The sequence below is a fragment of the Pleionea sp. WD8-19 genome (assembly GCF_055326765.1).
Map to the genome: position 1 here is coordinate 21,433 of NZ_JBUZOU010000013.1, position 19,176 is coordinate 40,608.

The 19,176-nt window shown below is 44.3% G+C and carries 18 protein-coding genes; 10 read left to right on the plus strand and 8 right to left on the minus strand.

The window, feature by feature from the left end:
* Window positions 1–33: 33 nt before the first annotated feature.
* The 5 genes from ACTUJY_RS14755 to ACTUJY_RS14775 all read right to left on the minus strand — a co-directional run bounded on the left by ACTUJY_RS14755 (window position 34) and on the right by ACTUJY_RS14775 (window position 6,343).
* Window positions 34–3,183, minus strand: coding sequence for an efflux RND transporter permease subunit (locus ACTUJY_RS14755; RefSeq protein WP_463616876.1), 3,150 nt, complete (start codon window positions 3,181–3,183; stop codon window positions 34–36).
* An 18-nt stretch (window positions 3,184–3,201) separates the two neighbouring features.
* A complete protein-coding gene (locus tag ACTUJY_RS14760; RefSeq protein ID WP_463616877.1) occupies window positions 3,202–4,350 on the minus strand; it encodes an efflux RND transporter periplasmic adaptor subunit in 1,149 nt (382 codons plus the stop codon).
* A 188-nt stretch (window positions 4,351–4,538) separates the two neighbouring features.
* Window positions 4,539–4,880: an iron-sulfur cluster insertion protein ErpA gene (gene erpA / locus ACTUJY_RS14765; protein ID WP_463616878.1), complete on the minus strand. Its 342-nt coding sequence runs from the start codon at window positions 4,878–4,880 to the stop codon at window positions 4,539–4,541.
* A 199-nt stretch (window positions 4,881–5,079) separates the two neighbouring features.
* Window positions 5,080–5,550, minus strand: a complete 471-nt coding sequence (locus ACTUJY_RS14770) for a bactofilin family protein (RefSeq protein WP_463616879.1) — start codon at window positions 5,548–5,550, stop codon at window positions 5,080–5,082.
* A 91-nt stretch (window positions 5,551–5,641) separates the two neighbouring features.
* The gene (locus ACTUJY_RS14775; RefSeq protein WP_463616880.1) at window positions 5,642–6,343 is read right to left on the minus strand and encodes a DUF6776 family protein; all 702 of its coding nucleotides are present in this window, start codon (window positions 6,341–6,343) and stop codon (window positions 5,642–5,644) included.
* A gap of 504 nt (window positions 6,344–6,847) precedes the next feature.
* Here ACTUJY_RS14775 and ACTUJY_RS14780 point away from each other — a divergent pair.
* From ACTUJY_RS14780 to hemL, 7 genes are all read left to right on the plus strand, one after another.
* Window positions 6,848–8,611 carry a chloride channel protein gene (locus tag ACTUJY_RS14780; protein WP_463616881.1) on the plus strand — a complete coding sequence of 588 codons (1,764 nt, stop codon included), beginning with the start codon at window positions 6,848–6,850 and terminating at the stop codon, window positions 8,609–8,611.
* 20 nt (window positions 8,612–8,631) lie between these two features.
* A complete protein-coding gene (gene hemJ / locus ACTUJY_RS14785) occupies window positions 8,632–9,054 on the plus strand; it encodes a protoporphyrinogen oxidase HemJ (protein ID WP_463616882.1) in 423 nt (140 codons plus the stop codon).
* A gap of 75 nt (window positions 9,055–9,129) precedes the next feature.
* Window positions 9,130–10,191, plus strand: coding sequence for a DUF3179 domain-containing protein (locus tag ACTUJY_RS14790; RefSeq protein WP_463616883.1), 1,062 nt, complete (start codon window positions 9,130–9,132; stop codon window positions 10,189–10,191).
* A gap of 13 nt (window positions 10,192–10,204) precedes the next feature.
* Entirely contained in the window at window positions 10,205–11,131 is a 927-nt protein-coding gene (locus ACTUJY_RS14795) for a transporter family protein (RefSeq protein WP_463616884.1), read from the plus strand.
* A gap of 8 nt (window positions 11,132–11,139) precedes the next feature.
* Entirely contained in the window at window positions 11,140–11,655 is a 516-nt protein-coding gene (locus ACTUJY_RS14800; RefSeq protein WP_463616885.1) for a TlpA family protein disulfide reductase, read from the plus strand.
* 45 nt (window positions 11,656–11,700) lie between these two features.
* The gene (locus tag ACTUJY_RS14805) at window positions 11,701–12,723 is read left to right on the plus strand and encodes an aspartate carbamoyltransferase (RefSeq protein WP_463616886.1); all 1,023 of its coding nucleotides are present in this window, start codon (window positions 11,701–11,703) and stop codon (window positions 12,721–12,723) included.
* 136 nt (window positions 12,724–12,859) lie between these two features.
* On the plus strand, window positions 12,860–14,140 hold the full coding sequence (gene hemL / locus ACTUJY_RS14810) for a glutamate-1-semialdehyde 2,1-aminomutase (RefSeq protein WP_463616887.1): 1,281 nt from the start codon (window positions 12,860–12,862) through the stop codon (window positions 14,138–14,140).
* Window positions 14,141–14,265: 125 nt separating this feature from the next.
* On the opposite strand, the gene ACTUJY_RS14815 is transcribed toward hemL, so the two are convergent.
* Window positions 14,266–14,706: a helix-turn-helix domain-containing protein gene (locus ACTUJY_RS14815; RefSeq protein WP_463616888.1), complete on the minus strand. Its 441-nt coding sequence runs from the start codon at window positions 14,704–14,706 to the stop codon at window positions 14,266–14,268.
* A 77-nt stretch (window positions 14,707–14,783) separates the two neighbouring features.
* On the opposite strand from ACTUJY_RS14815, the gene ACTUJY_RS14820 reads away from it, so the two are divergent.
* The 3 genes from ACTUJY_RS14820 (at window position 14,784) to ACTUJY_RS14830 (ending at window position 16,983) form a co-directional block, all read left to right on the plus strand.
* Window positions 14,784–15,275, plus strand: a complete 492-nt coding sequence (locus tag ACTUJY_RS14820) for a DUF2938 domain-containing protein (RefSeq protein WP_463616889.1) — start codon at window positions 14,784–14,786, stop codon at window positions 15,273–15,275.
* Between the two features lie 53 nt (window positions 15,276–15,328).
* Window positions 15,329–15,550 (plus strand): DUF2798 domain-containing protein, encoded by a 222-nt coding sequence (locus tag ACTUJY_RS14825; protein WP_463616890.1) that lies wholly within the window; start codon window positions 15,329–15,331, stop codon window positions 15,548–15,550.
* A 224-nt stretch (window positions 15,551–15,774) separates the two neighbouring features.
* The gene (locus ACTUJY_RS14830) at window positions 15,775–16,983 is read left to right on the plus strand and encodes a M12 family metallopeptidase (protein WP_463616891.1); all 1,209 of its coding nucleotides are present in this window, start codon (window positions 15,775–15,777) and stop codon (window positions 16,981–16,983) included.
* A 340-nt stretch (window positions 16,984–17,323) separates the two neighbouring features.
* Here ACTUJY_RS14830 and ACTUJY_RS14835 read toward each other — a convergent pair whose 3' ends face one another.
* Window positions 17,324–18,562, minus strand: a complete 1,239-nt coding sequence (locus tag ACTUJY_RS14835) for a hypothetical protein (protein ID WP_463616892.1) — start codon at window positions 18,560–18,562, stop codon at window positions 17,324–17,326.
* Between the two features lie 302 nt (window positions 18,563–18,864).
* Window positions 18,865–19,152, minus strand: a complete 288-nt coding sequence (locus tag ACTUJY_RS14840) for a hypothetical protein (RefSeq protein ID WP_463616893.1) — start codon at window positions 19,150–19,152, stop codon at window positions 18,865–18,867.
* Window positions 19,153–19,176 lie beyond the last annotated feature (24 nt).

The following is a 19,176-nucleotide window of genomic DNA, read 5'->3' on the forward strand; positions in this document are numbered from 1 at the left end:
CTCCCGTCAGCTATCTCTTCAAATATTTACCTGCTATCCAGTCAACTCCCCCTCAACCAATCGATTAACGGACTTCACCTGTTTACGCGTTCGCCAACGTAAACTCACCTTTTCACCAATCATCAACATACTGGGGGTTACTACCAAGGTCAGCAACGTGGCAAAAGTTAATCCACCAGCAACCGCAGTTGCCAATTGTACCCACCAGGCGGTAGAAGGTGCTCCATAAGAAACGGAGCGCGCCATTAGATCAATATTAAGCTGCAATACCATGGGCATTAACCCCAGAATCGTGGTCACAGTGGTTAACAATACCGGCCTTAATCGCTGCGCACCGGTGCGAATAATAGCTTCTTGCACCGCCATCCCTTGTTTACGCAAATGATTGTAGGTATCGATTAGAACAATGTTGTTATTAACAACGATTCCTGCGAGAGAGATAACCCCAATTCCCGACATCACAATGCCAAAGGGTTGTTGCAGTACCAACAGACCGATAAACACACCCGTGGTGGAAAACACAATGGCGGTTAGAATAAGAGAAGCTTGGTAGAGGCTATTGAATTGCGCTACCAATATAATAAAAATGATTGCCGCTGCCACCTTAAACGCCTGCTGTAAAAAGTCTTCCGATTGTTGCTGCTCTTCTTTTTGACCTTTGAATTGGAAGTTAACGCGTGGATCTAAATTAAGCTCTGGCAAACGCGATTGAATCGCCGTTAACTTTTCAACAAAATTAACACCTGGTTCCATCGAGGCCGAAAGTACATTCGCTCTTTGTCCTTCTATACGACGGATCACATCCACTTTTTGCGCCGGCACCCGCTTCACAAAGTTTGACACCGGTATCAGTCCTTTCGCGGTATTAATACGCAATTGATCCAATTGTGCCAAGTTACGCATTTCCAACGGATAACGAATACGAATATCAACTTCTTCATCTGTATCATCTGGGCGATATTCTGCTACTTTAATACCATTGGTAACCAATTGAACCACCGAACCGACAGACGCAACATCGGCACCAAACCGAGCAGCTTGTTCGCGATCAACCTCCAGTCGCCACTCAATCCCCGGCAGCGATCGATCATCGGAAATATCCATAAACCCTCCCTCTGCTTCCATCGCCGCCCGAATTTTATCGATCGAGTCTCCCACCAATTCCGGAAAGCGAGAGCTCACTTGCAACTGAAAAGGCTTTCCGCCGCCACCGGGACCGTTTTGATCTTGTCGAATAGTTACTTTAATGCCAGAGATATCCTGCGTCAGACGATTGATATCCTGATAAATATCACGAGCTGGCCGACGCTTATCCCAGTCTTTAAACGTTAACCGGATCGAGCCAATACGCTCACCATTGCCGCCGACGTTGGTACGAAAAGTTTTTACATCAGCACTCAGTTGAAAGAGCCGGTTTTCAACTTGGCGCACCAGTTGATCTTTTTCATAAACAGAAAGATCACCACGAGCTAAAACCTGAACGGTCGTTCCCATCGGTTCAGTATCCGGGAAAAACTCCACACCTTTGCCATAAATGCTGTATCCGGCAATGGAAGCGACTAACAACATCAAGGCGCCGCAAGCCACTTTTAAAGGGTGCAGAGTAGCCCAGCGCACCAATTTAATATAACGTCCGGTAAACCCAGTTACCTTATCCAAATCGCCGTTTTCCGCTTCAAGCATATTAGCGCGCGTTTTCTCACTGACGTATCGCGATTTACCAAAAACGCCCCCCAGAGTAGGCACAAATATCAACGCCATAAATAAGGATGCGCCCAACACGGCTATCAATGTCATCGGCAAATATTTCATAAACTCGCCCATGATATCTGGCCAAAACAACAGCGGTGCAAACGCAGCTAAAGTGGTTAAGGTGGAAGCAATAATTGGCCAGGCCATGCGTTTAGCCGCTTCGCTGTAAGCCTGTTTTTTATCGTCACCTTCACTCATACGGCGGTCAGCAAACTCCGTAATAACGATTGCACCATCGACCAGCATGCCAACAGCCATGATAAGGGCAAATAACACAACGTTGTTCAACGTCACACCAATGAGTGCCAACCCCATAATACCGGCCAAAAAGGCTCCTGGAATTGCAATGCCAACCAAACCGGCGCTGCGTAAACCCAAAGCCGCAACCACAACGATAGTGACTAAAAGAATGGCGCTGAGTACGTTATTACCCAATTCCGACAACATATCTTTTACCCACACTGAAGAGTCTCCAGTGAAAGTCACTTTAATATTGAGTGGCAATGCCTGATGCAACTGCTCTACTTTGGCGCGTACCTTCTCCACCGTTTCGATGGTGTTTTCGCCAGGGCGTTTGATCACCTGCAAACTGATCGCAGGTTCACCGTTGAGTCGGGCAAATGAAGTCGCATCTTTGTAAGTACGACGAACACTGGCGAGATCGCCAAATGTAATGACTTTGTCGTCCACCACTTTCACAGGAACCGTCATCATGTCGGACAAATCTTGAATCACTCCGGGTACCTTTACCGCAAAACGACCGGCTCCAGTATCGAGCGTACCCGCAGCCACCAACCGATTATTATTACTGACTAACGTAAACAGCTCGTTAGGAGATATCTGATAGCTTTCCATGAGTTGCGGGTCAACCACGACTTCCAGAAGATCTTCACGAACACCGCTCACTTTGACTTCGAGCACTTCGCTGAAACTTTCCAACTCATCGCGAATTTGTCGCGCTACCGTCGCCAGCGCATACTCCGGAGCTTCACCCGACAACATGATCGTAATTGCGGGTTCTTCTTCCGCCATGGTCACTTCATGAATGGTTGGTTCTTCCGTTTCCGAAGGCAGTTTCGCTTTCGCAAGCGTCACGCTGTCTCGTACATCGGCGAGCGCCGTTTCCGCATCAATTTCAGGATAAAACTCCATGGTCACCGAGGCATGACCTTCCGAGGCGTTAGAGGTCATGCGTTTGATACCTTCAATGGCGCGCAGCTCTTTTTCCATCGGACGCAAAAGCATCCGTTCGGCATCTTCCGGAGCAATGCCTTCGTGTACGATCGAGACATAAATAAAAGGGATCGGAACGTCCGGATTATTCTCTTTGGGGATCGTATTTAACTGATACCAGCCAGCCCCCAGAATCAGGGCAAAAATCAATAACACTGCACGCGAACGATCCAGAGCACCACTAATCATGCTTTTCATAGGTCAACTCCTTTTGAATTAATGCAAGCGAACAACGGTATTGGAAGATTTGGGCTCCTCGCCAGCAATGCGCTGTTCAGACTGACCAACCAAGTTGACATCCACTTTATCGCCATCGCGTACAAATCCTTGCCCTACGGTTATCAATTGCACATCGTTCTCTAAGCCTGCTACCCAGACTCCATCACTTTCAGTTTTAATCACCTGAACAGGTAAAAAGCGCACTTTGCTTTCTTCGGTAACCAGCTTCACACCGAGGTTTCCACTATCACTTAGAGACAGAAGTGCCGGTGAGATCTTATGCGCCATTGCTTCCGTTGCAATCAAGGAGACAGAACTGCTGATACCTACCGGTATCACGCCATTCGGATTATCAATCGCTAGCTCAACCCGAAAGGTATGGGTCGCATCATTTGATTCTTTTGATAAATATCGGACTTTACCGCTGTACTCTTTACCGGTTATCAATTGGGCTTTTCCAGTTTGCCCAAGGCGTACTTTCGCCATTTCCAACTCTGGGACATCAACGCGCACAACAATTGGGTCCAAATCGAGTACGACACCAATTCGCTGGCCGACCGATACATAATCACCCAACTCCACATTGCGCTCATTAAAAACACCAGCGAATGGTGCTTTTATTTCAGTAAATTGCAAATCGAGACGTTGTCGTTCAACGTCAACCTTTGCAGACTCTAACAACTGCCGGGCTTCCGCTAACTTGGCTTGTGCATTAAAGCCGCGATCATTAAGCTTCTGTGCACCTTGATACTCCAGCTCTCTTTGCTCTAAAAGTGCTTCCGTCTGCCGTAGTTTTAGCTCACGCTCCTGCTTTGCCAATCGAACCAGTATTTGTCCCTGGGCGACAACTTGTCCCCGCTCCACCAGAATTTCCGCAATTCGACCGGAAGTTTCCGCGGTTAACGTGGCCTTTCGAGCAGCTTCGGTTTTACCGTGCAATTCGACTTCTTCACTCACATTCGAAGCGCGCCGTTGCTCCACTCTTACTAAGGTCAACTTTTCCTTAGTTAAGGTATCCTGTACTTCAGTCGATACTTGTGCGTCTTTTCCGGATACGACACCACTCAACATCCAAAGCATCAACAATGTGACGATCAATAACGCCAAGATCCAAGGCTTTCGGTATAAAGTAGATGAAACAGACATATTGCCCCCAAATGCAATCAAGATGGATACTTCTTAAGGAAAAGTTTAATTTTTAGATGCAAATGAAGTGCGTCCGAAATGTTACACGGTGTAAATTTAATGTCTGAAATTCAGAAAGTTAATGCACAATACTCGCGTTTATCTCAGGTATTTATAAAAAAAAGGCGTTCGATGCAAAACTTGAGGGTTTACATCGAAAAAGAAGAGCCGCAACCACAAGTTGCTGTGGCATTTGGGTTATTTACAACGAAACGCGCACCTTCCAATCCATCGATATAATCTACGGTCGAGCCAGCCAGGTATTGAATGCTTAACGGATCCACTAACAAAATAACACCGTCTTTTTCAATGCGGGTATCGTCCGGTGTGCTGTTTTCATCAAACTTAAAACCGTACTGAAACCCAGAGCAGCCACCACCGGTGACATACACGCGCAAATGCAAGGTTTGATTGTCTTCGTCTTCCAGCAGTTCTTTCACCTTGGCGCTGGCAGCTTCGGTAACTACTAAAGGAGCGGGAAAGTCGGACATGGTATGTAAACTCGTATTACTTCTTAGGCTGCTTATTATCTCAGCGATTGCTCAGTAGGCGCAAGGGGCAGAAAACAAGGTGCAAGTTGCGAAAAGAATTTAAAACTTCGCTCTTTTCAGTTCAGTGAAGCCCAACTTTATTTACTCGAAACTGCCCTTTACCCTTCGCTCCTCGAATCCAGAGCCTCGCTCCTTTGTTTTACCCTTCTGCTTTAGCGGTGAACTTCTTTTTTTGTTCTGGCTCACCATCCGGAATAATAGGGTCTTTATGGTGATTTAAAAGCTTTGGCTTTTCTTCCCGGTGTACCATTTTACCATTCACTTCCGAGCCCATCGCCATTTCAATCAACTTATAATAAACATCGCCTTCAATATGGGCCGAGCTTTCCAGTTCCACATGTTCGCTGGCGTGCACATCACCATTCACACGTCCGAGAATGACGACATGAGGAACTTCCACATGTCCTTCAATGACACCGTGTTTACCTATGGTTAATAACGACATTTCCTGTTCATCGGCTTTCACATCACCGATTACATTACCATCAATATACAACACGCCTTTAAATTTGATATTACCCGTAATGGTCGTATCTCGAGTAATTAATGTATCTGCAGCACCAGCTTTAGCACGTACGCGAGATTTATTTTTCTTACTTTTTCCGAACATGATTGAAACCTATAACGTTTAAGGATCTACTACAAAGATTAACACAAACTACCCAACAGACCGCGAGGAATGTCTCTATTTATGGCAAAGATTACGAAACTGTCCAGGGAAAACTCTGTTGCACGGTTTTCGAGTTTCGCCCACTGGTCGTTGCCGTTACATCCACTTTATTTGGCTCAAACCCTTCGGGCAGCGTTAAATCGCCTTTAATGTGTTGAAAGTATTTAAAAGTAAAATTGAGCTCTTTGTTATCGATGTTGCTCAGTTCCGTAAGGTTATGTTGCGTCGGCTTCCCATTCAGCAAACCTTGAATCACGATGGATACATTGCCCTTTAAAAACACTTTATGTGTTTTTACTTGAGTGAGCGCTAGTTGAAACCGATAACGACGATCTATACTGGTTTTTACCACCGTGAAGTCGGAAACATACAACCCTTTTACGTCTTTTTCCGGTGCCATAATACCACGATAAAATGAGAGTTCGGTTTCCAAAGATTCGATGGTTTGTTGTAAAGTATTAATGGTTTCCATAATTTCTTCACTGGCTTGGGCATCGACTTGCGCCGAACTTTCTAACCGAATGGTTTGTTCTTCCAGTTCAGCAATGAGTTGCTCGTTGTCATTTACCTGATGCTGTAAGGTGTCTCTTTCAGCGATGAGCTGAAGCCTTTCATCGCGACCATCCAATCGTCCAAAATAAAACACCGCCACCAGCAACAACAGCGCCACGAAAACCCAAAAAGCGTACCAACCGATACCTCGACGCTGGGTTATGATCAATTCATCTGACATTTTTTACTCTTGTAATTTTTTGTTGCGCAACTCAAACCTGGGGCGGAATCTGAAAATCGAGCGATTAATCGTAGATTAAAGAATCACCCAACTCGATTATTTTGACGTCGTTTTTGAGTCCTGCAATACTGACTATATAAATTCGAAAATTGACTTGGTGAGAAATTCTACTCAACAAATCAAGGTGTTGCCTACTATAATGAAGATTAGAAGTATTCCTCAAGTAAAACCAGAACTTTGAGCGGATATCGAACTGGAATTCGTCGACTCATTAACCAAACCACTCGAATTTCGAGTCATCGATACCCGAAGCGTTTAAGTTTTAGATGTTAAAAATTGACTCAGTTTTCACTTCTGGCGAAGTGTGACGACTCTGAATGACCGCCTGTTAGCAGGAGCAACTACGCCATAAGCGAAAAGGCGTGAACCGAAAAGGCTTAACATTTAAACACTTCGGGTAAATTACAGTCGGCTAACAATAAACAAAAAGGCTCTGTATCCTACATGTCATTAATTGACTCCCTTAGGCTGCGACTCGGAGGGTTCGACGCACTCATGCTACTGGCCATTGTTGGCCTTGCCAGCGGTATATTAGCCGGTGCCAGCAACGTGTTGTTTCGGCTTTTTACCGAAAGTGGGATCGTACTCTGGCATCCAAAAACCGATGCCGGAGATTTCGAAGGTTTGCCCTGGGAGATTCGATTGATCATGCCAATCATTGGCGGCTTAATGGTTGGCTTATTTTTGCAACGATTGAGTAAACATCGGCGATCAGTGGGTGTTGGTCATACCTTAGAACGCATGGTGTTTCATCAGGGCTATTTGCCATGGAAAAACGCGGTGGTCCAGTTTTTTGTCGGAGGCCTTTCACTTGCCTCCGGTATGTCGGTTGGTCGTGAAGGCCCTGGTATACACTTGGGTGCAGCCAGTGGTAGCTGGTTAGGACAACGCTTAAAACTTCCCAACAACAGCATTCGAGTACTGGTAGGTTGTGGCTCTGCCGCTGCCATAAGCGCCAGCTTCAATACACCTCTGGCTGGTGTGATATTCGCGATGGAAGTCATTATGATGGAGTACACCATCTCCAGCTTTATCCCGGTGATTCTAGCCTCCGTATCCGGCGCCGTTTTATCGCGATTGGTGTTCGGCGACAAAGTGGCGTTCGATGTCCCCTCACTCAATCTGACTTCTCTCTGGGAAATGCCGTACTTTTTACTGATGGGAATTGTGATTGGCTGTTTGGCAGCACTGTTTATTTATGGGACAACTTTTGTTACCCGCAAGACCCTCGAGTGGCCCGTCTGGATTAAGTGCGGCTTGTCCGGAATTGTCGTAGGCACCATCGCAATCGGTATCCCGCAAATTATGGGGATTGGTTACGACTCGGTAAACGCCACTTTGCACGGTCAATACGGCCTGATGCTTATTCTGCTATGCCTGGTAGGTAAGTTTTTCGCCACCATAGCTTGTTCCGGTTTGTCGATGCCGGGCGGTGTTATTGGCCCCACTTTATTTATCGGTGCAATGATAGGCGCTTCATTAGGCATTATCGGCCAGCAGTTTTTTCCAGAATACGCTTCCACGTATCCTTTTTACGCCATGGTGGGTATGGCCGCAATGATGAGCGCAGTTTTACAAGCACCGCTGGCGGCCTTAATGGCATTACTGGAACTCACCGCCAATCCTGGCATTATTTTGCCCGGAATGTTCGCCGTGGTTGTTGCAAATTTGATGGTCACGCAAGTGTTCAAACAAAAATCGATATTCCAAAGCCTGATGACCGCTAGAGGCATGGAAATCAAATTTAACCCACTTACCCAGTTTTTAAGGCGTGTGGGTGTGGCAGGCGCCATGGAGCGTTCTATCGGTGTGCATGATCGACATATTCGACTGCTAGATGCGGCGCAAATTCTGGAAAACACACCGCGTTGGATTTTGATCCGAGAAGACAATGTCCCCATTTCGCTCATGGCTGCAAATGACTTGGCGCGTTATATGGTCACTTTGGAATCATCGGAAGAGTCTATGCCGGAAACCATCGACTTACTGAAAATCCCGGCTGATCGACAAAACGTATCTTCGGTCTATCTTCAGGCAACGCTAGAAGAAGTGTTAGACACCCTAGAACGCGATCAAAACAACGCGGCTTACGTGTTTCGTACTACAGCACCCATGACCGAGAAAATTTACGGAGTGATCACGCGCGAGGCCATCGAGTCTTACTACAGTTACAAACCCAATCCCGTGGCACAAACCGTTTCACAATAATATTAATTGAAAGGAAAGTTATGTACCTTTGGCTGAAAGCGTTTCATCTTATTTTTGTGATCAGTTGGTTTGCCGGTATTTTTTATTTGCCACGTCTGTTTATTAATATTCAGCTCAGCGACCAGCCTGAAGTCAAACAGCAACTGAACATAATGGCGCGAAAACTCTATCGCTTTATCACCCCTTTTATGTTTTTAACCCTAATTTTTGGCACTTGGATGGCTGTTTTAAACTGGGAGTATTTTAAATCAGCAGGCTGGTTTCACGCCAAAATCGCACTCATTGTGTTGCTGATCGGATACCACTTCACTTGCGGTTATTTTCGCAAACAACTGGAACGCGGTGAGTGCCATAAAAGCCATGTGTTTTTTCGCTATTTTAACGAAGCCCCTGTCATCATTTTGTTCGCGGCGGTTATTCTCGCTGTAATAAAACCTTTTTAAACCTCTGAATTTTCGTGTAACAAGCCGGGCGCTCAATCGTCTCCTTAATAGTTGCTAGCGACCATGGAGGCAACTATGAAGTGGTTACTTACTATTCTCATAACGTTAATGATAATAGCTTGTGGCGGTTCCAGCTCCAGTTCCAGCTCAAACGCGAGTCCACAAAACAACTCGGATAACCTTTGGTTGATCCCCATCGATGAAGTGTTGGATGGCGGCCCAGGAAAAGACGGAATACCGGCACTCTCCGCCCCTTTTCTTCTCGCTGCCGATGAAGCCAGTTATCTTCTGGGTAGCGAGCTGGTTGTGGGTGTAAAAATTGGCAATGAAGCGCGTGCTTACCCACACCGTATTCTCGATTGGCATGAAATTGTGAACGACACCTTTGGTGATCTTTCTTATGCTATAAATTATTGCCCGTTAACTGGCTCTGCATTGCTTTGGGAAGGTTTAAATACGTACAGTAATCCTACTTTTGGCGTATCTGGCCTCCTGTATAACTCCAATCTGATACTCTATGACAGAGCAACCGACAGTCATTGGTCACAGATGCTGATACAGTCGGTCAATGGTTTATTGATTGAAACCTTTCCAACGACTTTGCCGGTTGTTGAAACAACTTGGGATACTTGGAAATCGATGTATCCTAATACTTTGGTTTTAAGTTTGAATACAGGCTATTCACGCGACTATACCCGTTATCCCTATGGCAGTTACCGCACGAATAGCAACCTGCTGTTTAGCGTCAATAACTCCGATGACGATCGACTGCACCGCAAAGAAAGAGTACTGGGTATTAAACTTACCTCGGTCAATAAAGTTTACTCACTCGCAGCTTTCGGCACCGGAGTCAACCTATTGAATGAAGCGGACGGAGCGTATGTCGTGATTGGCAGTCAAGATCTCAATTTCGCGGTTGCCTACTCGGCACTCACTTCCGACAATACCCATCTCACTTTCACACCCGTACAAAATGAGCTACCCATTATTATGGAAGATGATGAAGGCAATCGATGGAACGTTTTTGGAGAGGCGATATCGGGACCTCGAACAGGGGAGAAGTTAGAGTACTTGAATAGCTTTATTGCTTACTGGTTCGCTTGGACAGCTTTTTATCCAGGGGCCATCATTAATTGATGGGGCATGTTCTATGCTGCAACCAACCATAGGGAATATCGGATTAGGGGTGTTACTACTTATGTTACCTCTTAAATCCATTGCTGCTACTTGCAGTTGTGCCAACGTCCCTTTAACCAATGGTACGCAATTATTGATCAAAGATGCTGGAAAGTGGCAACTCGACGTTAATTACACTTATTTTGATCTCAGTGACCTTGTTGCAGGTAGCAACAGTATCAACGACGAAACCGGACGAAAACGAGAGTCACGATCGATGACCACTCAACTCAGCTACGGTATTCATGATCATTGGACAGTGAGCGTTATTTCTTCCTACGTTGAACACCGCCGCAATATTGCGTTGAGTCGTCAGCCCGATGAAGTTTCACGTGGTTTCGGTGACAGTATGTTGCTTGTCAACTTTAGCCCATTGCGCATTGACCCATTTACTCGCGATCAGCTTTCAATCGGTCTTGGAATTCGTCTACCTACTGGCGAAGACAGTAATGGAACACCGGTTTTTATCGAAGACATGCAACCCAGCCAAGGAGCCAAGGGTATATCAACATGGGTGCGTTGGGATCATGCTCTTAATCAACAAGCCAGCTGGGTATGGTCAGCATCGGCAAGCTTTAACAGTAACCAGACCAACGATCGCCACTATTCGTTTGAAGACGAATGGAGTATTCATTCCGGTATTTCATATCACCATTTCAATCCGTGGTCCTTTAACACATCCCTCAATTGGCGTCATGCGGATCCTCACACACGATTTGGAGGCAAACTTCCCAATACCGGCGGTGAGTGGCTCGATCTATCGCTCGCTCTGCAGTACTCACTGAGCACTTCGTTAGCGCTTAGCGTGAATACGACCTTACCTTTATATCGAAAGCTGAATGGCGCCTTGCAATTCACAACCCGAAGAAGTGTCGGGCTGCAGCTCTCTTATCAATGGTAAAGCTTACTATGCGAATGGTAATCCCCCTCCTATTCATGGTATTTAATCTCACACTTCACGCACAAGAACTGGGTAATTTTGTTGGCATCCGATTCAATACATCAGAACCCGTTGAACTGGCGCAACTTAAAGGAAAGTTCGTGTACATGGACTTTTGGGCCTCTTGGTGCTCTCCTTGTCGAGAATCCTTACCTTTTTTGGAGCAACTATCGCGCTCGCCGGAGTACTCCCATGTTACGTTTATTGGAGTGAACATCGATGAGCACAAGTCTCAAGCCAAATCGTTTTTGCTTCAATATCCCGTTAGTTTCACGCAATTTTATGATCCAAACGGAAAATTAGGAAAGCCATTGAAAGTGAAAACGATGCCAACGGCCTTTGTTTTTTCACCCACTGGCGAGCTTATTTATCGACACACAGGTTTTAAAACATCGGATAAGCAAAAGTTAAAATCGCTATTAAAAGAATTAGTGAAGCAGCACCAACCACTAAACAGCGAAGACAAACCCTCTGAAAAACACTAAAATACGACCCAGCATTGAAACTCATCTAATTGAGGCTGAATTATCGTGATCTTAAAAGGCCAACACATTCTATCGGTCAAAGACTTTTCGCTCGATTTAATCCATCAGCTTTTTGAAGTTGCGGAACAAATGCGTCCTTATGCCACCCGACAAAAAGTCACTCGGGTATTAGAGGGCGCTATTTTAGGTAATATGTTTTTTGAGCCCAGTACACGAACCCGAGTCAGCTTTGGTTGTGCCTTTAACCTGCTCGGTGGCGAAGTGAGAGAAACGACCGGATTGTCGTCATCTGCTTTAGCAAAAGGTGAGTCGCTATATGATACTGCACAAGTACTTTCCGGTTACAGTGATATCATCTGTATGCGTCATCCCGATGCCGGTTCCGCGGCCGAGTTTGCTACCGGCAGCCGAGTCCCGGTAGTTAATGGCGGTGATGGGCCAAACGAGCACCCGACTCAAGCACTGCTCGATCTTTTTACCATGCATAAAGAGCTGGCTGCGCAACAAAAAACCATCAATGACCTAAGCCTAACCATGCTTGGCGACTTAAAACACGGTCGTACCGTTCATTCCTTGTGCCAATTGTTGTCACTCTATCGAGGATTAAAAATTCAACTCGTCTCACCAAAAGCTTTGGCCATGCCTGCTGCATACATCGATTTGTTGGAAAATGCTGGACACCAAGTTTATATCAGCGACCGATTAGACGACAGCTTGCCTCAAGCCAACGTGATTTATCAAACTCGAATTCAAGAAGAACGATTCGCTTCACAACAAGAAGCCAATCGGTATCGCGGTTACTTCCGGCTCAACAAACAAATTTATTCGGAACATTGTCAACCCAACGCTACCATCATGCATCCCTTACCGCGTGACTCAAGAAACGATGCCAACGAGTTGGACAATGATTTAAACCAAGAGCCTGGGCTGGCAATATTTCGTCAAACCGACAACGGTATTTTAGTGCGTATGGCACTCTTCGCTTGCATTCTCGGTGTCGAAAATCAACTGCAAAAATTCGAACGCCCGGTGAACTGGTTTACTGGACTTTCAGGCTCTAAGTCATAAACCGTAAGGTGTGCCTAGCAAAGCACGACTTATATAGAAATAGGAAGTGCCGTGAGCTGTATGGAACAGCTACGGCTAACCCACTCAGTGTTATTCGGGTTTTACCCGAGCAAATACATCAGCTTTTGGAAATGCCATGACCCATTCACACAACCTCTATCAAAAAGCCCAACAATTTATTCCTGGCGGTGTTAACTCACCGGTGCGAGCTTTTAACGGTGTCGGTGGAGAGCCGGTTTTTATAGAAAAAGCCAATGGTGCTTATGTCTTCGATGCCGATGGTAACGCCTACATTGATTATGTGCTTTCCTGGGGCCCCATGATCCACGGTCATAATCATCAGGCAATCCGAGAGGCCGTCATCAAAGCAACCGAAAATGGACTCAGTTTTGGCGCACCTACCGCATTGGAAATTGAAATGGCCGAACGCGTTTGCGAAATGCTCCCATCCATGGATCAGGTACGTATGGTCAATTCGGGTACCGAAGCCACGATGTCAGCCATTCGGTTAGCGCGCGGTTATACCAATAAAAATAAAATCATCAAGTTTGAAGGTTGTTACCACGGTCATGCAGACTGTTTGTTGGTGAAAGCCGGTAGCGGTATGCTTACTCTTGGCGAACCCACTTCACCGGGTGTTCCCGCTGATTTTGCCAAACATACCCTCACCGCAACCTTTAACGATCTCGACAGTGTTAACGCTTTAATGGCTGCCAATGCCGATGATATAGCCGCCATTATCGTGGAGCCCATCGCCGGTAACATGAACTGTATTCCTCCAGCTCCCGGCTTTTTAGAAGGTTTACGCCAACTTTGCGACGAATACAAAGCAGTGTTGATTTTTGATGAGGTCATGTGCGGCTTTCGCGTTGGCCCAGGTAGCGCACAGCAGTTATACAATGTCACACCGGATTTAACCACGCTCGGAAAAGTCATAGGTGGTGGCATGCCAGTAGGTGCCTTTGGCGGTAAACGCGAAATCATGCAACACCTGGCACCCGCAGGACCGGTTTACCAAGCCGGTACGTTGTCGGGAAACCCAGTTGCGATGAGTGCCGGATTGGCTTCTTTAAAGTTAATGCAACACCCCGACTTTTTTAAGCCGATTTATCAATACACGGAAAATCTGGTTAACGGTTTACGAGAGTTAGCCAAGGCAGCAGCTATTCCATTTACCACCAGCCACGTTGGCAGTATGTTTGGAATTTTCTTCACAGAACTAGAGCAGGTAACCGGTTACCAACAAGTGGCGGATGGCAATATTGAACGCTTCCAAAAGTTTTTCCACTTGATGCTGGAACAAGGCGTTTACTTAGCACCTTCGGCGTTTGAAGCGGGCTTTGTTTCTTCGGCGCATAATCAGGAAACGTTAGACAAAACGCTTTCTGCTGCAAAAGAGGCATTTGCTAAACTTTAATTCACGACTGAATGAATTTAGCTGCCCTTTTTGGGCAGCTCAACTTTCTTAGCGAATAGAAATCTTAGCGAATAGAAATTCCTAACTCGATCGTGTTTATCTTTCTTTTATCATCACTGTTGCGTCTAAAACTTCCCAAATCTAGAGATTTTTTTAAATGGCTTCTTTTTGTCACAGCCAATAACACCAGATGCAGCTAACCCCATTAAACGGCGAAATTTCGGACACTCCATATGAACAGGCGCCGAACAAACTGCCGCGTGTAGTAACCCATTTCGCATGGACGTTAATTTTCGAATGGTTTTATCAAGCTCTTCTGCCTTGTTCACTAATAATTGACGATCTATTTTTGGACGACCATCTGCCCCTAGCATTTGTGCTATTTCATCCAACGAAAATCCCGCTGCGCGACCTAATGCAATTAAAGCCAACCGCTCTAATACCGAGCTGTTAAATATTCTACGTATACCACGCCTGCCAATCGAGGTGATGAGCCCTTTTCCTTCATAAAAACGCAATGTATGTGCAGGAACACCGGACTGTTTTGCAACTTCGGATATATCCATACAAGCCCTTGACTTAAAGTTAACTTTAAGTTGTAAGCTAACACCCGTTTTAGAAAAAAACAACTTTGGAGAACTTAATGGACACTATCGTATTCACATTTATTATCGGAGTAGGCGCCACAGCCCTAATGGATCTTTGGGCAGTTATTCGTAGGGCACTACTACAAGTTGCGCCGCCAAATTACGCTCTTGTTGGTCGCTGGATTGGACACATGATGCATGGAATCTTTCGTCATGATGCCATTGCAAAAGCGCAACCAATACATGGAGAACTTTTTTTAGGCTGGTTTTTCCATTATCTGATCGGTATCGGTTTTGCCGCCCTGCTCATCATTACTTGGGGTAAACTCTGGATCGCGCAACCAACCCTTGGGCCTGCAATCACTGTTGGTCTTGGAACAGTGGTCGCCCCTTTTTTCTTGATGCAACCAGGTATGGGCTTGGGCATAGCGGCTTCTCGCACACCAATGCCAGCGTCGGCACGAATTCAAAGCCTAATATCGCATGCTGTTTTCGGATTCGGACTTTTTTTATCGGCATGGATTACACAGTTTATATATCCAGCATAAAAAACACTTTTTCAAATTAATTACTGCACTATTTGAAACATAAGAGAAAAAACATGCGTTTCCCGGCTCGTTTTGCACCACTAATTTTTAGCGCCTTACTGTCTGCAACCATGGTTTGTGTCGTCTCCGCATTCGTACTGTTTTTTTCGCAGGAAGTTCATTCCGGATTTGTTACACAGTGGCTTAAAAGCTGTATCTCAACATGGTCCTTAGCGATTTCATTCTATGCTTTTCGTCAAACTTTTCTTAAAATTATTTCAATACCAAATTTTTAATACGCAACCTGTTTGATCAATGCTGCACTTTCTCCTTTTCTCTCATTCATTTGTGCATTATTTACTTTACATAAAATATAAAATATTACACTTTGTGTATACCTAGACTGTCACGTAGTGGTAAAGGAAGTAATAAATGCCGATGGTTTATGTGCTCTAAAAAACCAGGTACTGTTGAATTATGGAGTATCAACAGGCTCTACGAAAAAATTAATGGAGGCATTATGAGATACTCATTGTTAATTGGGTTACTGATGATCTTTGGCAGTTTTTCATCATCACTCCTTGCAGAAAAAAACTCACTCACTGAACATCACTCGTTTGAAAAAAGAAAAACTTCCGACTCCCTTTGGGGGTTTAACAGTCACGGCCGAGAGTTATTTGATGTTGTAACCAATACTGGAGAAGTCATTAAAGCCGTTGATGTCGATGGCTTAGCGTATTCCGGTGATATGATTTTGGGAAAAACGGAAGACTTAAAAGCTTACGGCCTAAAAATTGTTACCGGACAAGAGTTTCCAGAAAGTGAAGAGTATGGCACTCGCGCTGCTATTCGATATCCATCTTCGGGTTATAAATGGACAAACGGTGTTGTACCTTATGTTTACGCATCTAACCTTGGAAGTCGCGCACGCAGTGCAATGAACTACGCGATAAACCATTGGAACACAAAAACAAATGTAAAATTTGTTCCTCGAACCAATCAATCCGATTATCTTTTAATTCAAGGTGGTGGAGGATGCAGCTCCTGGATCGGTCGTCAGGGTGGTCAACAGGTTGTAACTCTGGCAGAAGGTTGCGGTAACGGTGCTGCGGTTCACGAGCTGGGACATGCGGTTGGATTTTTCCACGAACAAACTCGCACCGATCGTGACAATTACGTGACCATTTATTGGAACAATATTCAGAGTGGAATGGCCTATAATTTTTACAAAATGTCGACCAGCGACGGGCAAGATCATGGCCAGTACGATTATTATTCCATAATGCATTATCGAACCACGGCATTTGGTATTAATGGCGCGATAACCATATGGCCTAAACAAAGTGGAGTCGATACCAACTCTATGGGTAACGGCACCGTACTTTCTAATGGCGACATCGCAGCAGCAGCCGCTATTTATGGTTCAGGCAATGGTGGCACACAATATTCTGGATATTTATCCGGAACCAACGATTACGATATTCAACCGGACGGTAACTGGTTTCAATACAGTGGTGGAAGCATTCAAGCATCATTACAAGGTCCTTCAAATGCAGACTTCGATATGAAACTCTATCGATGGAATGGCTCTTCGTGGACTGAAGTGGCTAGATCGGAATCACCAACGTCTACCGAATCGATCAACTACTCGGCGTCCTCTGGTTACTATTACTTTAGAATTTACTCTTACAGTGGCTACGGAAATTATACGTTTACTTTGAGCAAATAAATTTGTTTCATGCGGTAATAAAACGGTCGTGAAATATTAAGTTTTGCGACCGTTCATTTTTATAAAACACAACAATAGCTTAATACACTACAGTTAAACAAACCCACAGTAAAAAGTCGTTCCTTTCCAACTCGTAGGATGCGGTGAAGCGCAGCGCAACCCATCAAAAAAACTATTCCCGCGAATGTGCATTAATGTTTGGAGTAATTAAATTTTAATATGAAATAGGTTACCTTCTATCCGAACGCTTGACTTTCTTTGAGAAACACGGCAAAAAAAATGTTGAATGCTTTCATCAAAATACTCATTTTAATCAATAAATAGGCTTTTTGTGACTGTATTAACGTTCTCCGCTTAACTTTACTCTCAGGCACCGTAATGATCTTTTATCTTCTAATGGACCACTTAAACACAAGTTACCGTTAGCTTCCTTAGGCACTTCATCCCCATAATAGGGGTTCTTCAAGTTCTCAGACTTAAGCTTTAAATGATGAACCTGATTAAAAAGCGCCAGTTTAGCGTCAAAGTCGTTGAATCTAGCGACATACTTTTCATACCTAGGCGTATCAGCTATTAACACGCCGCCTGCATAGTTTCTAAGCTTTGACGTACTAAGTGTGATGCTATCCCGAGCTTCGATCTGCTTTGCAAAAGCAGAAGGCGTTAACCGTGCCTGTTGCTCTAACATGTGGTATATAGGCGCAACCGAATTTAGGGTCATGTTCGGTTTATACACAATTCGTGTAATCCAACCGGGAAAATTCCCGCCTATTTCAAAGAACTCTGGATGTTTATCCAGGCTCTTAAAAACGTAGTAAGACATTCCAAATTCTCTTGCCGCAATCATGTAAAAGCTTTTCTCCGATTGACTTAAGCTCGGTATCCTTTCGGATTGGGTATCAGAATTAAAAAGAATGATGCTCATAACATCGATAATTTCCGATAATTTCATAAGTAAAACCAATTTGCCTATTAGATTATCCTGCAACCCCATTGTTCTTCTTAGTTTGGAAAATTGAAGAGATAAAGAATGAATAGCTTCTTTCGCATCTCCCTTTTTATAGGTTGATATTGCATTCAGTACTTTTATTCGCTCGGCAGCAGCAATATATTGGTAAGAAGGGTAACGCTCTTGAAACGTCGGCTTAATTAGCGTTTTGTACTCATTAAATTCAAGAAATCGATTTGATCGAGTAATTAGCAAACTGTGTTCTGTCGTTAAGTGTTCAATATCGAACTGAGAAGAAAATAGGTACTCTAGACAGTCATTTTCCCAAGCCCTACAAAACGCATCCCCTGTTGGCATAAGCAATTTTTTAGATTCTGGGTAACCTGAAAAGTCATTTGACGACTCATCTTCCAGTTTTTCATACTTCTCTAACAGTTCTCTACCAACACGAATCGGATCATCTTCATCTGCTGCAAATATCCCACTGAGGAAAAGGTATGACTCACTCGTTCCTTGAGTATTCACTCGATTAATAAGGCTTGTGGCCTCTTCGCTCAAATTATCATCAACTTGAGTCATCACCCCAACAAAGGCAATAACAGGTATAAAAATATAAAGGAATTTTTTCATAAGAAAATACAATGTTTATAATTGACGCTACAAATCCGTAATCTTTCCCGTGATCAATAAAGCATCCATAATTTAAAATCAATAATTTCTGGTTTCGTCCTGACCAGAAAATACTCGCACTAAAATAACAATTCGCCTTAAAATGCTCTACTAGTTTTCTTTCGCTCATTATAGCGCGGTGTGACTCATGCCTAAACCACGCTATCTAATGTATTTAAGCCCAATAAATATCAAATTTCAATACCATAAGTGCAATCAAAAAAAATAAATACAGAGCATACAAGTGAGTCAAAACGCGTTAATCATCTTTGCGTTCTTCGCATCATCTGGATTTTTTGGTTAGCAGAAATAAATAGATAAATACCGCAAATAACAAACCAAATAAATGTTGAAATTGAAAAGTATTCCGATACTGCTATGTTCCCTATCATCATTGTAGAGCCGTCCTGAAAAGTTGCATCTATTCTCGTCGTAACTATAGTGGCTGGCCCTAAAACAATAGCAGGAACAGTAATCCAAAGTGCATGTTTTTCTAAATACATTCCAATACCAATTAATGTTATAGATATCCAATTTATCCATATCCACATTCTACCGAATCCTTGCTCGAGGAC

Coding starts and splice junctions, on each gene's coding strand:
- ACTUJY_RS14795 (WP_463616884.1), top strand. CDS start 10,205: ATGCTGCAACCAACCATAGGGAATATCGGATTAGGGGTGTTACTACTT.
- ACTUJY_RS14800 (WP_463616885.1), top strand. CDS start 11,140: ATGCGAATGGTAATCCCCCTCCTATTCATGGTATTTAATCTCACACTT.
- ACTUJY_RS14830 (WP_463616891.1), top strand. CDS start 15,775: ATGAGATACTCATTGTTAATTGGGTTACTGATGATCTTTGGCAGTTTT.
- hemL (WP_463616887.1), top strand. CDS start 12,860: ATGACCCATTCACACAACCTCTATCAAAAAGCCCAACAATTTATTCCT.
- ACTUJY_RS14770 (WP_463616879.1), bottom strand. CDS start 5,550: ATGTTCGGAAAAAGTAAGAAAAATAAATCTCGCGTACGTGCTAAAGCT.
- ACTUJY_RS14815 (WP_463616888.1), bottom strand. CDS start 14,706: ATGGATATATCCGAAGTTGCAAAACAGTCCGGTGTTCCTGCACATACA.
- ACTUJY_RS14755 (WP_463616876.1), bottom strand. CDS start 3,183: ATGAAAAGCATGATTAGTGGTGCTCTGGATCGTTCGCGTGCAGTGTTA.
- ACTUJY_RS14775 (WP_463616880.1), bottom strand. CDS start 6,343: ATGTCAGATGAATTGATCATAACCCAGCGTCGAGGTATCGGTTGGTAC.
- ACTUJY_RS14840 (WP_463616893.1), bottom strand. CDS start 19,152: ATGTGGATATGGATAAATTGGATATCTATAACATTAATTGGTATTGGA.
- hemJ (WP_463616882.1), top strand. CDS start 8,632: ATGTACCTTTGGCTGAAAGCGTTTCATCTTATTTTTGTGATCAGTTGG.
- ACTUJY_RS14780 (WP_463616881.1), top strand. CDS start 6,848: ATGTCATTAATTGACTCCCTTAGGCTGCGACTCGGAGGGTTCGACGCA.
- ACTUJY_RS14820 (WP_463616889.1), top strand. CDS start 14,784: ATGGACACTATCGTATTCACATTTATTATCGGAGTAGGCGCCACAGCC.
- ACTUJY_RS14825 (WP_463616890.1), top strand. CDS start 15,329: ATGCGTTTCCCGGCTCGTTTTGCACCACTAATTTTTAGCGCCTTACTG.
- erpA (WP_463616878.1), bottom strand. CDS start 4,880: ATGTCCGACTTTCCCGCTCCTTTAGTAGTTACCGAAGCTGCCAGCGCC.
- ACTUJY_RS14760 (WP_463616877.1), bottom strand. CDS start 4,350: ATGTCTGTTTCATCTACTTTATACCGAAAGCCTTGGATCTTGGCGTTA.
- ACTUJY_RS14835 (WP_463616892.1), bottom strand. CDS start 18,562: ATGAAAAAATTCCTTTATATTTTTATACCTGTTATTGCCTTTGTTGGG.
- ACTUJY_RS14790 (WP_463616883.1), top strand. CDS start 9,130: ATGAAGTGGTTACTTACTATTCTCATAACGTTAATGATAATAGCTTGT.